This is a genomic window from Massilia orientalis (genome assembly GCF_030411975.2).
Classification (GTDB): Bacteria; Pseudomonadota; Gammaproteobacteria; order Burkholderiales; family Burkholderiaceae_D; genus Telluria; species Telluria orientalis.
In genome coordinates this window covers 337,571-353,443 of record NZ_JASNRB020000004.1, presented here as the reverse complement: position 1 = coordinate 353,443, position 15,873 = coordinate 337,571, and the positions used below count along the sequence as shown (strand labels likewise).

Annotated in this window: 11 protein-coding genes and 1 tRNA gene; 10 read left to right on the top strand and 2 right to left on the bottom strand. The window is 61.4% G+C overall.

Features of this window, described 5'->3' with window-relative positions; all coding sequences use genetic code 11:
• The first annotated feature begins 39 nt into the window (after nt 1–39).
• The 10 genes from tuf to rpoC all read left to right on the top strand — a co-directional run bounded on the left by tuf (nt 40) and on the right by rpoC (nt 13,876).
• A complete protein-coding gene (gene tuf, locus QPK29_RS07945) occupies nt 40–1,230 on the top strand; it encodes an elongation factor Tu (RefSeq protein ID WP_160406738.1) in 1,191 nt (396 codons plus the stop codon).
• Between the two features lie 109 nt (nt 1,231–1,339).
• A tRNA-Trp gene (locus QPK29_RS07940) sits at nt 1,340–1,415 on the top strand.
• 37 nt (nt 1,416–1,452) lie between these two features.
• Complete coding sequence (gene secE, locus QPK29_RS07935) at nt 1,453–1,839, top strand: preprotein translocase subunit SecE (RefSeq protein WP_056128720.1); 387 nt, start codon at nt 1,453–1,455, stop codon at nt 1,837–1,839.
• Nucleotides 1,840–1,841: 2 nt separating this feature from the next.
• Nucleotides 1,842–2,465, top strand: coding sequence for a transcription termination/antitermination protein NusG (gene nusG / locus QPK29_RS07930; RefSeq protein ID WP_371765348.1), 624 nt, complete (start codon nt 1,842–1,844; stop codon nt 2,463–2,465).
• A gap of 225 nt (nt 2,466–2,690) precedes the next feature.
• Nucleotides 2,691–3,122: a 50S ribosomal protein L11 gene (gene rplK, locus QPK29_RS07925; protein WP_056128716.1), complete on the top strand. Its 432-nt coding sequence runs from the start codon at nt 2,691–2,693 to the stop codon at nt 3,120–3,122.
• 1 nt (nt 3,123) lies between these two features.
• Complete coding sequence (gene rplA, locus QPK29_RS07920) at nt 3,124–3,819, top strand: 50S ribosomal protein L1 (protein ID WP_056128713.1); 696 nt, start codon at nt 3,124–3,126, stop codon at nt 3,817–3,819.
• Between the two features lie 247 nt (nt 3,820–4,066).
• On the top strand, nt 4,067–4,591 hold the full coding sequence (rplJ, locus tag QPK29_RS07915; protein WP_075794183.1) for a 50S ribosomal protein L10: 525 nt from the start codon (nt 4,067–4,069) through the stop codon (nt 4,589–4,591).
• Between the two features lie 51 nt (nt 4,592–4,642).
• Nucleotides 4,643–5,017, top strand: a complete 375-nt coding sequence (rplL, locus tag QPK29_RS07910) for a 50S ribosomal protein L7/L12 (protein ID WP_056128709.1) — start codon at nt 4,643–4,645, stop codon at nt 5,015–5,017.
• A 281-nt stretch (nt 5,018–5,298) separates the two neighbouring features.
• Complete coding sequence (gene rpoB / locus QPK29_RS07905) at nt 5,299–9,408, top strand: DNA-directed RNA polymerase subunit beta (protein WP_371771639.1); 4,110 nt, start codon at nt 5,299–5,301, stop codon at nt 9,406–9,408.
• A 220-nt stretch (nt 9,409–9,628) separates the two neighbouring features.
• Entirely contained in the window at nt 9,629–13,876 is a 4,248-nt protein-coding gene (gene rpoC / locus QPK29_RS07900) for a DNA-directed RNA polymerase subunit beta' (protein ID WP_056128704.1), read from the top strand.
• A gap of 80 nt (nt 13,877–13,956) precedes the next feature.
• Here the strand turns inward: rpoC and QPK29_RS07895 are convergent, their stop codons facing one another.
• Nucleotides 13,957–14,892: a hypothetical protein gene (locus QPK29_RS07895; RefSeq protein ID WP_371771638.1), complete on the bottom strand. Its 936-nt coding sequence runs from the start codon at nt 14,890–14,892 to the stop codon at nt 13,957–13,959.
• 18 nt (nt 14,893–14,910) lie between these two features.
• Entirely contained in the window at nt 14,911–15,852 is a 942-nt protein-coding gene (locus QPK29_RS07890) for a hypothetical protein (protein WP_371771637.1), read from the bottom strand.
• Nucleotides 15,853–15,873: the final 21 nt, after the last annotated feature.

Below are 15,873 nucleotides of genomic sequence, written 5' to 3'. Positions count from 1 at the left end.
TGGTAATTTTCAATATCGTTAGGATCTTAGGAGTCTAGAATGGCAAAGGAAAAATTCGAACGGACCAAGCCGCACGTGAACGTCGGCACCATCGGTCACGTTGACCACGGCAAAACCACCCTGACGGCGGCAATCGCAACCGTTCTGTCGAAGAAATTCGGCGGTGAAGCCAAGGCCTACGACCAGATCGACGCGGCTCCGGAAGAAAAAGCACGCGGCATCACGATCAACACCGCGCACGTCGAGTACGAAACGGCCAACCGCCACTACGCACACGTCGACTGCCCGGGCCACGCCGACTACATCAAGAACATGATCACCGGTGCTGCCCAGATGGACGGCGCGATCCTGGTGTGCTCCGCTGCTGACGGCCCGATGCCGCAGACCCGCGAACACATCCTGCTGGCTCGCCAGGTGGGTGTTCCGTACATCATTGTGTTCCTGAACAAGTGCGACCTGGTCGACGACGCAGAACTGCTGGAACTGGTCGAAATGGAAGTGCGCGAACTGCTGTCGAAGTACGAGTTCCCGGGCGACGACCTGCCGATCATCAAGGGTTCGGCTCGTATGGCGCTGGAAGGCCAGCAGGGCGAAATGGGCGAAGACTGCATCATCCGCCTGGCTGAAGCCCTGGACACCTACATCCCGACCCCGGAGCGTGCCGTCGATGGCGCCTTCCTGATGCCGGTGGAAGACGTGTTCTCGATCTCGGGCCGCGGTACCGTGGTGACCGGTCGTGTCGAGCGCGGCATCATCAAGGTCGGCGAAGAGATCGAAATCGTCGGTATCGTCGATACGGTCAAGACCACCTGCACCGGCGTGGAAATGTTCCGCAAGCTGCTGGACCAGGGTCAAGCTGGCGACAACGTCGGCCTGCTGCTGCGCGGTACCAAGCGTGAAGACGTCCAGCGTGGCCAGGTCCTGGCCAAGCCGGGTTCGATCAAGCCGCACACCGACTTCACGGGCGAAGTGTACGTCCTGTCGAAGGACGAGGGTGGTCGTCACACCCCGTTCTTCAACAACTACCGTCCGCAGTTCTACTTCCGTACGACTGACGTGACCGGCTCGATCGTTCTGCCGGCCGACAAAGAGATGGTCATGCCGGGCGACAACGTGTCGATCACCGTCAAGCTGATCGCTCCGATCGCGATGGAAGAAGGTCTGCGCTTCGCAATCCGCGAAGGCGGCCGTACCGTCGGCGCCGGCGTGGTTGCCAAGATCATCGCCTAAGTAATACCGCTGTACCTCCGGGCGGAACGATTCTGTTCCGCCCAACAATAGAGTGTTGCGCGAAATACCCAAGTAGCGTATAATGCTCGATTCAACTAGAAGTTTTTGTAGGGGCGTAGCTCAATTGGCAGAGCGTCGGTCTCCAAAACCGAAGGTTGGGGGTTCGATGCCCTCCGCCCCTGCCACCGAATTCGGTGCCAGGCACCCGAAAGTAAATTAAGTATGTCTAATCAATCCGTGCAAACCGTCGGCACCTCGAACGACAAGTTCAAGGTCGCGCTGGCAGTGGTTGCTACGATTGCAGGCGTGGTCGGCTTTTTCATTCTGAAAGGCCAGAACAAACCAGCCCTGATGTGCGCAGGCGCACTCGTGGCTGGTTTGGCTATTGCCGTCCTGCTGTTGTGGACTTCCGCGACCGGTCGCGATTTCCTGAGCTTCGCGAAGGAATCCGTACGTGAAACGAAGAAGGTTGTATGGCCTACCCGCAAGGAAGCGACCCAGATCACCGCCGTGGTGTTCGGGTTCGTGCTGGTGATGGCAATTTTCCTGTGGGGCACGGATAAGATTCTTGAATTTCTGATGTACGACGTGATCCTGGGGTGGAAATAATAATGAGCGAAAACGCTGACAACGTGCCGGGTGAAGTCCCGGCGGCCGGCGTTCCGGCACAAGACGCTGATGCGCCGCTGAGTACTCCGGTCAGCAACAAGCGCTGGTACGTCGTGCATGTCTACTCCGGCATGGAGAAGAGCGTGATGCGCGGCCTGACCGACCGCATCGAGCGCGGCGGCATGCAGGAACAATTCGGCCGTATCCTGGTTCCGACCGAAGAAGTGGTCGAAGTCAAGAATGGCAGCAAATCAGTGACCGAGCGTCGCTTCTTCCCGGGTTATGTGCTGGTCGAGATGGAGATGACCGACGAGACCTGGCACCTCGTGAAGAACACGCCGAAAGTCACCGGTTTCATCGGCGGCAAGAGCAACAAGCCGACGCCGATTCCGGCGCGCGAGATCGACAAGATCATGCAGCAGGTCCAGGAAGGTGTCGAGAAGCCGCGGCCCAAAGTGCTGTACGAAGTGGGCGAGCAGGTGCGTATCAAGGAAGGCCCGTTCACCGACTTCAACGGCTCTGTCGAGGAAGTCAACTACGAAAAATCGAAGGTGCGTGTGTCTGTCACCATCTTCGGCCGCGCGACTCCGGTGGAACTGGAGTTCGGGCAGGTAGAGAAAGTCTAAAACGCCGAATCGGAGCGTCGCAGCAGCAAGGCGGAATCCGATAAGAGGAGCTCCGCCTGACTAAAAGGCACTCCGAGAAAGCGTAGCGAGCGGCGGCAGTTTTGATCGAGAAGCGCAGCTGTACGAATGTACAGCGAGCATCGCAGATCGAAAATGCAACGCGCAGTAGCTTGATCGGGGCGCCAGGTGGAGCGCTACCACTCATAATCGACAAAGGAGCCAATCATGGCAAAGAAAATCGTCGGTTTTATCAAGCTGCAAGTGCCGGCTGGTAAAGCAAACCCGTCCCCCCCGATCGGCCCGGCCCTCGGCCAGCGCGGTCTGAACATCATGGAATTCTGCAAGGCCTTCAATGCCAAGACGCAAGGCATGGAACCGGGCATGCCGATTCCGGTCGTGATCACCGCCTTCGCGGACAAGTCGTTCACCTTCGAGATGAAGACCCCGCCGGCAACGTACCTGATCAAGAAGCTGTCGGGCGTCACCAAAGGTTCGCCGAAGCCGCATACCGACAAGGTCGGCACGCTGACCCGTGCCCAGGCTGAAGAAATCGCAAAAATCAAGCAGCCGGACCTGACCGCCGCTGACCTGGACGCTGCTGTGCGCGTCGTGGCCGGCTCGGCACGTTCGATGGGCATCACGGTGGAGGGTATCTAATATGGCCAAGCTGTCCAAGCGCGTCAAAGAAATCAAAGCCAAGGTCGACCGTAACAAGGCCTACGCTTTCGACAACGCCGTTGCAATCGTCAAAGAATTCGCAACCGCCAAGTTCAACGAGTCGATCGACGTCGCCGTGCAACTGGGCGTGGATCCGAAGAAGTCGGACCAGGTCGTCCGCGGTTCCGTCGTCCTGCCGGCTGGTACCGGCAAGACCGTGCGTGTCGCCGTCTTCGCACAAGGCGACAAGGCCGAGCAGGCTAAAGCTGCCGGCGCCGACATCGTCGGTATGGAAGACCTGGCAGAACGCGTCAAGGCCGGCGACATGCCGTTCGACGTCGTCATCGCTTCGCCGGACACCATGCGTATCGTCGGTACCCTGGGCCAGATCCTGGGCCCGCGCGGCCTGATGCCGAACCCGAAAGTCGGCACCGTGACCCCGGACGTGGCTGGCGCCGTGCGCAACGCCAAGGCCGGTCAGGTCCAGTACCGTACCGACAAGGCAGGTATCATCCACGCCACGATCGGCCGCAAGTCGTTCAGCGACGAACAGCTGAAGACCAACCTGGTCGCGCTGATCGACGCCCTGAACAAGGCCAAGCCGGCTTCGTCGAAGGGTATCTACCTGCGCAAGGTCGCGATCTCGTCGACCATGGGCGCTGGCGTGCGTGTCGATCACGCTACCCTGGCTGCTTAAGTAAAGAATTAAGTCCCCGCAGAACATCGCGGGGCAGATCTTTGGGCTGGCGGACTGAACCCCGCCAGGCAATCAAAGACCGTTGGGCCGAATGCAGCAGGCAGGCAAGAGGTTAAAAAGCAAACCCAACGCAGATGGCGAACCCGAACAAGTTTTGTAGTCGATGCTTTGTCGTACTTCTTAACTTCGGACGCCGTGTTCGAACCGATGCGGGGGACGTCCCTCACATCATTTAAGGAGATTGACCGTGGGTCTTAATCTGAATGACAAAAAGGTCGTCGTCGAAGAAGTTAGCGCGAAAGTAGCAACCGCGCAAACCATCGTCGTCGCCGAGTACCGTGGCATCCAGGTTAGTGCTCTGACGAAACTCCGTGCAAATGCTCGTTCGCAGGGCGTGTACCTGCGTGTTCTGAAGAACACGCTGGCTCGTCGCGCTGTGGAAGGCACCCAGTTCGCACCGCTGGCTGAGACCATGGTTGGTCCGCTGATCTACTCGATCTCGGACGACGCCGTGGCAGCCGCCAAGGTGCTCAGCGACTTCTCGAAGACCAACGACAAACTGGTGGTCAAGGGCGGTAACTACGCTGGCAAGAACCTGGATGTCGCTGGCGTCAACGCGCTGGCAAGCATCCCGAGCCGTGAAGTCCTCATCGCCCAGCTGCTGGGCGTCATGCAGGCTCCGGTGTCCGGCTTTGCACGAGTTCTGGCTGCAATCGCAGCACAAAAAGGCGAAGGTTCCGCAGCTCCGGCAGAAGCCGCAGCAGCAGAATAAGCAAGCCTTTTTGGTCAAGTACTAATCACAATCAAATATTTGGAGTTTCAAATGGCAATTAGCAAAGAAGAGTTCCTGGACGCAGTTGGCGCAATGTCGGTCATGGAACTGAACGACCTGGTCAAGGCATTCGAAGAGAAGTTCGGCGTGTCGGCAGCTGCAATGGCCGCACCGGCAGCTGGCGGCGGCGCCGCTGCACCGGCTGCTGAAGAGCAGACCGAATTCAACGTCGTCCTGACCGAAGTCGGCGCGAACAAGGTCGGCGTCATCAAGGCCGTCCGCGAAATCACCGGCCTGGGCCTGAAAGAAGCCAAGGACGTCGTTGATGGCGCACCGAAGACCGTCAAGGAAGCCCTGCCGAAAGCTGACGCTGAAGCCGCCAAGAAGAAGCTGGAAGAAGCTGGCGCCAAGGCCGAGCTCAAGTAATACATATGCAAAGGGCGCTGAATCAGCGCCCCGCGCCGGAGTCAAAGCGCGCAGATCCCCGCCGGAAGGTGGGGTATGCGGCTTTGGCTCTTTTGTCGTCCCTACGACAAAATACGGAATACCCCTGTTTCAGAAGCACCGCAGCACAGCATTATCGTAACACAGCAGCACCGGTTCCCAATCACCCGGCGGAATGCGGCGAGATTTGAGGCCTTGCATGTGGTGGCTTAACCACTGGCAATTCCTGAATTCTCATCCTTTCTGTCACTCACGGAGTGTCCATGCACTACTCATTTACTGAGAAGAAACGCATTCGCAAGTCGTTCGCGAAGCGCGCCAACGTTCACAACGTTCCCTACCTCCTCGCTACGCAGCTGGAGTCTTACGAGAATTTCCTGCAAGCGGATGCAGGGCCCTCCGTACGCAAGAACGAAGGTCTGCAATCGGCTTTCACCTCCATCTTCCCGATCGTGTCGCACAACGGTTTTGCGCGCCTCGAGTTCCTCTCCTACGTGCTGGGTGACCCCGCTTTCGACGTCAAGGAATGCCAACAACGCGGCCTGACCTTCGCGTCGCCGCTGCGCGCCAAGGTGCGCCTGGTGATCCTGGACAAGGAATCGCCGACCAAGCCGGTCGTGAAGGAAATGAAGGAACAGGAAGTGTACATGGGCGAACTGCCGCTCATGACCGCCAACGGTTCGTTCGTGATCAACGGCACCGAGCGCGTGATCGTCTCGCAGCTGCACCGTTCGCCGGGCGTGTTCTTCGAGCACGACCGCGGCAAGACGCACTCGTCGGGCAAGCTGCTGTTCTCGGCACGTATCATTCCTTACCGCGGCTCGTGGCTGGACTTTGAGTTCGACCCGAAGGACATCCTGTTCTTCCGCGTCGACCGCCGCCGCAAGATGCCGGTGACGATCCTGCTGAAAGCCATCGGCATGACGCCGGAGCAGATCCTCGCGAACTTCTTCGTGTTCGACAACTTCAACCTGCGCTCGGAAGGCGCGGAACTGGAATTCGTGGCCGAGCGCCTGCGCGGTGAAGTCGCGCGCTTCGACATCGTCGATCCGAAAACCGGCAAGACGCTGGTAACGAAGGACAAGCGCATCAACGCCAAGAACGTGCGCGACGTCGAAAACGCCGGCATCACGCACATCTCGGTGCCGGAAGACTACCTGGTCGGCCGCGTGCTGGCGAAGAACGTCGTCGACGGCGACACCGGCGAGATCATCGCCAACGCCAACGACGAGCTGACCGACGAGCTGCTGGGCAAGCTGCGCGACGCCAACATCGACGCGATCCAGACGCTATACACCAACGACCTGGACCAGGGCGCCTACATCTCGCAGACGCTGCGCACCGACGACACCGCCGACCAGACCGCGGCCCGCGTGGCGATCTACCGCATGATGCGTCCTGGCGAACCGCCGACCGAAGAATCGGTGGAAGCGCTGTTCCACGGCCTGTTCTACAGCCCGGAACGCTACGACCTGTCGGCCGTGGGCCGCATGAAGTTCAACCGCCGCATCGGCCGTGACGAACTGGTCGGCGACATGACCCTGTCGAACGAAGACATCCTGGCCGTGATCAAGATCCTGGTCGAGCTGCGCAATGGCCGCGGCGAAGTCGACGACATCGACCACCTGGGTAACCGCCGCGTGCGTTGCGTGGGCGAACTGGCCGAAAACCAGTTCCGCGCCGGCCTCGTGCGTGTCGAACGCGCCGTCAAGGAACGCCTCGGCCAGGCCGAAGCGGACAACCTGATGCCGCACGACCTGATCAACAGTAAGCCGATCTCGGCCGCGATCCGCGAATTCTTCGGTTCGTCGCAGCTGTCGCAGTTCATGGACCAGACCAACCCGCTGTCGGAAATCACGCACAAACGCCGTGTCTCCGCACTGGGCCCGGGCGGCCTGACCCGCGAGCGCGCCGGCTTCGAAGTCCGCGACGTGCACCCGACCCACTACGGCCGCGTCTGCCCGATCGAAACGCCTGAAGGCCCGAACATCGGCCTGATCAACTCGCTGGCACTGTTTGCCCGCCTGAACGAATACGGCTTCCTGGAAACCCCGTACCGCAAGGTCGACGGTTCGAAAGTCACCGACAAGATCGAATACCTGTCGGCGATCGAAGAAGGCCGCTACATCATCGCCCAGGCGAACGCGCAGATCAACGCAGAAGGCCAGTTGGTCGACGAGCTGGTCTCGGCACGTGAAGCGGGCGAAACGATCCTCGTGTCGCCGGAACGCATCCAGTACATGGACGTGGCCCCGGGCCAGATCGTGTCGGTGGCGGCATCGCTGATTCCGTTCCTCGAGCACGATGACGCGAACCGTGCACTGATGGGCGCCAACATGCAGCGCCAGGCCGTGCCTTGCCTGCGTCCGGAAAAAGCCTTCGTCGGTACCGGCATCGAGCGCACCGTGGCGGTGGACTCGGGCACGACCGTGCAGGCGACCCGTGGCGGTATCGTCGATTACGTCGACGCCGGCCGCGTGGTGATCCGCGTGAACGACGAAGAAGCGCAGGCTGGCGAAGTCGGTGTCGACATCTACAACCTGATCAAGTACACCCGTTCGAACCAGAACACCAACATCAACCAGCGTCCGATCGTGAAAGTGGGCGATCGCGTGGCTCGCGGCGACGTCATCGCCGACGGCGCCTCGACCGACCTGGGCGAACTGGCACTGGGCCAGAACATGCTGGTGGCGTTCATGCCGTGGAACGGCCTGAACTTCGAGGACTCGATCCTGATCTCGGAAAACGTCGTCAAGGATGACCGCTACACCTCGATCCACATCGAGGAGCTGTCGGTCGTCGCACGCGACACGAAGCTGGGCCCTGAAGAAATCACCCGCGACATCTCGAACCTGGCGGAAAACCAGCTGGCTCGCCTGGACGAGTCGGGCATCGTCTACATCGGCGCCGAAGTGCAGGCCGGTGACGTGCTGGTCGGTAAGGTGACGCCGAAGGGCGAAACCCAGCTGACGCCGGAAGAGAAGCTGCTGCGCGCGATCTTCGGTGAAAAAGCGTCGGACGTGAAGGACACGTCGCTGCGCGTGCCGTCGGGCATGGTCGGTACCGTGATCGACGTGCAGGTGTTCACCCGTGAAGGCATCGTGCGCGACAAGCGCGCCCAGCAGATCATCGACGACGAGCTGAAGCGCTTCCGCCTGGACCTGAACGACCAGCTGCGTATCGTGGAAGGCGACGCGTTCCAGCGTCTGGAGCGTCTGCTCGTCGGCAAGACCGTCAACGGCGGTCCGAAGAAGCTGGCCAAGGGTGCCGTGATCGACAAGGCCTACCTGGACGACCTGGACAAGTTCCACTGGTTCGACATCCGTCCGGCCGACGACGAAACCGCCAACGCACTGGAGGCGATGAAGGAGTCGATCAACGAGAAGCGTCACCAGTTCGACCTGGCGTTCGAAGAGAAGCGCAAGAAGCTCACGCAGGGCGACGAGCTGCAGCCGGGCGTGCAGAAGATGGTCAAGGTCTACCTGGCCGTCAAGCGCCGCCTGCAGTCGGGCGACAAGATGGCAGGCCGCCACGGTAACAAGGGTGTGGTCTCGCGTATCGTGCCGGTGGAAGACATGCCGTTCATGGCCGACGGTACGCCGGCCGACGTCGTGCTGAACCCGCTGGGCGTTCCGTCGCGTATGAACGTCGGTCAGATCCTGGAAACCCACCTGGGTTGGGCAGCGAAAGGCCTGGGCCTGCGCCTGGGCGAAATGATCAAGGCCAAGGCCGAGACCGAGCAACTGCGCGCGTTCCTGGGCAAGATCTACAACGAAACGGGCAAAAAGGAAGACCTGGACAACTTCAGCGACCAGGAAATCGTCGAGCTGGCGAACAACCTCAAGAACGGCGTGCCGTTCGCGACCCCGGTGTTCGACGGTGCCCACGAAGAAGAGATCCGCCGCATGCTGGATCTGGCCTTCCCGGACGAGATCGCGACCCACCTGGGCATGACCCCGTCGAAGAACCAGGTCACGATGTACGACGGCCGCACCGGCGAAGCGTTCGAGCGCAAGGTGACCGTGGGCTTCATGCACATGCTGAAGCTGCACCACCTGGTCGACGACAAGATGCACGCCCGCTCGACCGGTCCGTACTCGCTGGTGACGCAGCAGCCGCTGGGCGGTAAAGCCCAGTTCGGTGGCCAGCGCTTCGGTGAGATGGAGGTGTGGGCACTGGAAGCGTACGGCGCATCGTACGTGCTGCAGGAAATGCTGACCGTCAAGTCGGACGACGTGAACGGCCGTACCAAGGTGTACGAGAACCTGGTCAAGGGCGACCATGTGATCGACGCGGGTATGCCGGAATCGTTCAACGTGCTGGTGAAGGAAATCCGCTCGCTGGGTATCGACATCGATCTCGAGCGCAGCTAAGACAGCAGCACGGCCGCCAGCCTTCGGGCTGGCCCGCGACCCCAACATCGTCGTTCCCGCGCAGGCGGGAACCTGAGTTCGGTGAATCGCCGAAAAACTTGGATCCCCGCCTGCGCGGGGATGACGGTTTTAAGGAATGTGGTTCCAGCAAGCACTGGCGAAAATCAGTGAGAAGCTGGCGGTAGTAGTAGGTACAGAATTCAATCACCCGGAGTGATAAATGAAAGCACTGCTCGATCTATTCAAGCAAGTTCAGCAAAACGAGAGCTTCGACGCCATCAAGATTGGCCTGGCGTCGCCCGAGAAAATCCGTTCGTGGTCGTTCGGCGAAGTCAAGAAGCCGGAGACCATCAACTACCGTACGTTCAAGCCGGAACGTGATGGCCTGTTTTGCGCGAAAATCTTTGGTCCGATCAAGGACTACGAATGCCTGTGCGGCAAGTACAAGCGCCTGAAGCACCGCGGCGTGATCTGCGAGAAGTGCGGCGTCGAAGTCACCCTGGCGAAAGTCCGTCGTGAGCGCATGGGCCACATCGAGCTGGCCTCGCCGGTCGCGCACATCTGGTTCCTGAAGTCGCTGCCGTCGCGTCTGGGCATGGTCCTGGACATGACGCTGCGCGATATCGAACGCGTCCTGTACTTCGAAGCATACGTCGTGACCGATCCGGGCATGACCCCGCTGAAGAAGTGCCAGATCATGTCGGAAGACGACTACGCCGCCAAGTACGAAGAGTACGGCGACGACTTCACCGCATTCATGGGCGCCGAAGGCATCCGTGAACTGCTGCGCTCGATCGACATCGACCGCGAAGCCGAAGCCCTGCGCGTCGAACTCAAAGAGTCGAAGTCGGAAGCCAAGATCAAGAAATACGCCAAGCGCCTGAAAGTGCTCGAGGCGTTCCAGCGTTCGGGCATCAAGCCGGAATGGATGATCATGGAAGTGCTCCCGGTCCTGCCGCCGGAGCTGCGTCCGCTCGTCCCGCTGGATGGCGGCCGTTTCGCCACGTCCGACCTGAACGACCTGTATCGCCGCGTCATCAACCGTAATAACCGCCTGAAGCGCCTGATGGAACTGCGCGCGCCGGAAATCATTACGCGTAACGAGAAGCGCATGCTGCAGGAAGCCGTGGACTCGCTGCTGGACAACGGCCGTCGCGGCAAGGCGATGACCGGCGCCAACAAGCGTCCGCTGAAGTCGCTGGCTGAAATGATCAAGGGTAAGGGCGGCCGCTTCCGTCAGAACCTGCTGGGCAAACGCGTCGACTACTCGGGCCGTTCGGTCATCGTGGTGGGTCCGCAGCTGAAACTGCACCAGTGCGGTCTGCCGAAGCTGATGGCCCTGGAACTGTTCAAGCCGTTCATCTTCAACAAGCTGGAACTGATGGGCCTCGCGACCACCATCAAGGCTGCGAAGAAGCTCGTCGAGCAGCAGGAACCGGTCGTCTGGGACATCCTGGAAGAAGTCATCAAGGAACACCCGGTGATGCTGAACCGTGCGCCGACGCTGCACCGTCTCGGTATCCAGGCGTTCGAGCCGGTCCTGATCGAAGGTAAGGCGATCCAGCTGCACCCGCTGGTTTGCGCGGCGTTCAACGCCGACTTCGACGGTGACCAGATGGCAGTCCACGTCCCGCTGTCGATCGAAGCACAGATGGAAGCGCGTACGCTGATGCTGGCGTCGAACAACATCCTGTTCCCGTCGAACGGCGAACCGTCGATCGTGCCGTCCCAGGATATCGTGCTGGGTCTGTACTACGCGACCCGCGAGGCGATCAACGCCAAGGGCGAAGGCATGCTGTTCCCGGACGTGTCGGAAGTCATCCGCGCGTACGACAACAAGGAAGTCGAACTGGCGACCCGCATCACCGTGCGTATCGTGGAATTCCCGCGCAACGCCGAAGGCGGTTTCGACCAGACGCTGACCCGCTACGAGACCACGGTCGGCCGTGCGATCCTGTCCGAGATCCTGCCGAAAGGCCTGCCGTTCTCGGTGCTGAACCGCGCGCTGAAGAAGAAGGAAATCTCGAAGCTGATCAACACGTCGTTCCGCAAGTGCGGCCTGCGTGCGACCGTCGTGTTCGCCGACAAGCTGATGCAGTCGGGCTTCCGTCTCGCAACGCGCGCCGGTATCTCGATCGCCGTGGACGACATGCTGATCCCGGACGTCAAGAAGACCATGATCTCGACCGCCGAAGCGGAAGTGAAGCAGATCGAGCAGCAGTACGCCTCGGGTCTGGTCACCGCCGGCGAGCGTTACAACAAGGTCGTCGACATCTGGGGCAAGACCTCGGACGAAGTGGGCAAGGCGATGATGGACCAGCTGAAAGTCGAGCCGGTCACGAAGCGCGACGGCACGCAAGGCACGCAAGAGTCGTTCAACGCCATCTACATGATGGCCGACTCGGGCGCCCGTGGTTCCGCAGCCCAGATCCGTCAGCTGGCCGGTATGCGCGGCCTGATGGCGAAGCCGGACGGCTCGATTATCGAAACGCCGATTACCGCGAACTTCCGCGAAGGCTTGAACGTTCTGCAGTACTTCATCTCGACGCACGGCGCCCGTAAAGGTCTGGCCGACACCGCGCTGAAGACGGCAAACTCGGGTTACCTGACCCGTCGTCTGGTCGACGTGACGCAGGATCTGGTCGTGACGGAAGACGATTGCGGCACCTCCAATGGCACGCACATGAAGGCGATGGTCGAAGGCGGTGAAGTGATCGAAGCCCTGCGCGACCGTATCCTCGGCCGCGTGACCGGTACCGACGTCGTCAATCCGGAAACGCAGGCGACCCTGTACGAAGCCGGCACGCTGCTGGACGAAGACATGGTCGAAGAGATCGAGCGTCTGGGCATCGACGAAGTCAAGGTCCGCACGCCGCTGAACTGCGACACCCGTTACGGCCTGTGCGCGAAGTGCTATGGCCGTGACCTGGGCCGCGGCATGCTGGTCAACTCCGGCGAAGCCGTCGGTGTGGTGGCAGCACAGTCGATCGGTGAGCCGGGTACCCAGCTGACCATGCGTACGTTCCACATCGGTGGTGCGGCATCGCGTGCGGCGGTGGCATCGTCGGTGGAAGCCAAGTCGAACGGTACGGTCCGCTTCACGGCGACCATGCGTTACGTGACCAACGGCAAGGGCGCCCAGATCGTCATTTCGCGTTCGGGCGAAGTGCTGATCACGGACGACCACGGCCGCGAGCGCGAGCGTCACAAGGTGCCGTACGGCGCGACCCTGGCTGTCCAGGACGGCATGGTGGTGAAAGCCGGCCTGCCGCTGGCAACGTGGGACCCGCTGACCCGTCCGATCATCACCGAGTACGCCGGTACGATCAAGTTCGAGAACGTGGAAGAGGGCGTCACCGTCGCTCGCCAGGTGGATGACGTGACCGGCCTGTCGACCCTGGTCGCGATCGACCCGAAACGCCGCGGTTCGGGCAAGGTCAATCGTCCGCAGGTCAAGCTGCTCAACGCCGAAGGCCAGGAAGTCAAGATCGCCGGCACCGAGCACGCCGTGACGATCGGCTTCCAGGTCGGCGCGCTGATCATGGTGAAGGATGGCCAGCAAGTGTCGGTGGGTGAAGTGCTTGCACGTATCCCGACCGAATCGCAGAAGACCCGTGACATTACCGGTGGTCTGCCGCGCGTTGCCGAGCTGTTCGAAGCCCGTTCGCCGAAAGATGCCGGCATGCTGGCGGAAGTCACCGGTACGGTCGCATTCGGTAAAGAGACCAAGGGCAAGCAGCGCCTGGAAATCACCGACATGGACGGCAACAAGCACGAGTTCCTGATCACCAAGGACAAGCAAGTGCTGGTGCACGACGGCCAGGTGGTGAACAAGGGCGAGATGATCGTGGACGGCCCGGCCGATCCGCAAGACATCCTGCGCCTGCTGGGTATCGAAGCGCTGGCCCGCTACATCGTCGACGAAGTGCAGGACGTGTACCGTCTGCAGGGCGTGAAGATCAACGACAAGCACATCGAGGTGATCGTTCGCCAGATGCTGCGTCGTGTTCAGATCGTCGAAGCCGGCGACACCGACTACATCGTCGGCGAGCAGGTGGAGCGTTCGGAACTGCTGGAAGAGAACGACCGCGTGACGGCCGCAGGCAAGCTGCCGGCGACCTACGAAAACGTGCTGCTGGGTATTACCAAGGCATCGCTGTCGACCGACTCGTTCATCTCGGCCGCATCGTTCCAGGAAACCACCCGCGTGCTGACCGAAGCGGCGATCATGGGCAAGCGCGACGGTCTGCGCGGCCTGAAGGAAAACGTCATCGTCGGCCGCCTGATCCCGGGCGGTACCGGTCTGGCATTCCACCGCGCCCGCAAGGAGAAAGAAGCGTGGGAAGCCGAAGAGCGCGCAGCGCTGCTGCAGCAGGAGAAGGCCAACATGGCTGCCGAGCTGCAGGCGATGGAAGACCAGCAGAATGCTGCGGCTTCGGTCGAGCAGCATCATGGCGACGGCGAGTGATCGCTTCAGCATTAGCTTAATCAGCTGATAAAAACGGCACCTCGAGGGGTGCCGTTTTTTTTGCCTGGCGCCTGCCGGCCTCAGTGCTGGTAGATGTTCGTCCAGTTGCCCGAGCCCGTCTGGTTGACGTTGGCCACATAGCCTTCGCCGGGCTGGCTGATCGACGCGATGTTGCTGTTGCCGATCTGGGCAATCGTGGCCGTGTTGCCGGCGCCGGTCTGGAGGACCCTGGCCAGGTTGGCGTTGCCGACCTGGTTGATGTCGGCGACATGGTCGCTGCCGGTCTGGCTGGCGTCGGCGATGTTGCCCGATCCCTCCTGCCGGATCGTGATCGAGGAATCGTCGCCATCGTTCTGGACTGTGCTCGCGCTGTTCAGCGTGCCGTTCTGTACGATGTCCGGGCCGCCCGCCAGCATGTTGTTGGCGACCACCGACACGGTATTCCCATCGCCCGCTTGCGTGATCGCCGGACCGTGATAGACGGCGCCCCGCTGGCTGACCGTCAACCGGTTGCCCGTGCCGGATTGTGAGGTCCGGATGCTCGTATCGGCACTCTCGATCTGCTCGACGCGCGCAACGTTGCCGCTGCCGCTCTGGTTGACGATGACAGGACTCGACGTGACGATGGCTTGCGCGATGGCGGCATCGTTCCCGTTCCCGAGTTGGGTGATCCGCGCTTCAACCAGTCCGTGCGTTCCCCTCGCGCCATCTTGCGTGATGCCTGCATTGTTCCCGGTGCCGTTCTGGCTGACCACGGCGGTCACACCGTAGCGGATGTCGCGCTGGAAGATGCCCCCGCTCGTGGCGCCGGGGCCGCCCACATGGTTGTCGTTGCCGGTCTGCGTGATCGATGCGCTGTCCGGCTGCGTCGTGTCGTACGGTGTCAGGCCAACCTGCTCCGAGGCCGCGGTGTTGCCGTTGCCCTGCTGCGCGACCGCGATGGTCTGGCTCGACGCGACGTGGCTGGCGCAGGCCAGGATGGCGCCAATGGCGATTGCCGAAAGTCTGGATTTCATGAGCGTGCTCCTCGCGTATCAGTGCTGGTAGACGTTCGACCAGTTGCCCGAACCGCTCTGGTTCACGTTGGCGACATACTCGGATGGGCCGGACTGGTTCACCGTCGCGCCGTTGATATTGCCGATCTGGACAATCGAGGCCTTCAGGAAGCCGTTGGCCTGGGTCAGGTTGGCAATGTTGCCGTTGCCGCTCTGGCTGATGTCCGCGAAACCGGCGCCCGACTCGCTTGCGTTGACAACGTTGCCGACGCCCTGTTGTGAGAGGGTAAGCATGATATCGGTGTCGATCAGCAGTACATTCGCGCTGTTCACACTGCCGTCCTGGGTGATCCTGGCGCCGGGGCCAAGAAGATTGTCCGCGTAGATCGCGACCGTATTGCCTTCGCCGGTCTGGTTCACCTGCGGGCCGCCATGCGAGCTCCTCAAGTGTTCCGCCGTGGTCGTGTTGCCGGTACCGTTCTGCGTGATGTGGAACGACGCGTCGCCGGTGTCGACCTGCAGCAGGCGTGCCAGGTTGGCGCTGCCGTTCTGGTCGATGGACACATCGTTGGACACCGCGTGCGTCTGCGTGACCGCCGCATCGTTCCCGTTGCCTTGCTGGGTAATCACGGCCGTGACCGGCGGCGGGTTCGGCCCGGGCCTGCCGTCCTGCGTGATGCCGGCATTGTTGCCTGTCCCGGTCTGGGTGACCAGCGCACGCGCGCCGCCGTTCGGAGAGAGGATCTGGAAGATGCCGGCGCTCGTGCCGCCGGGACCGCCGACATGGTTGTCATTCCCGATCTGCGTGATCGATGCGGTGGTGGATGAATAGATGACTGCCTCGGGCGTCGTATTCACCTGCTCCGCGGCAGCTGTGTTGCCGCTGCCCTGCTGTGTGACCGTGATGGTCTGGCCCGACGCGGCCAGGCTGGCACAGGCCAGGCCGACGCCGAGCGCGATGGTCGAGAGTGCGAGTTTCATGGAGTACTCCTCGAAGTGGAC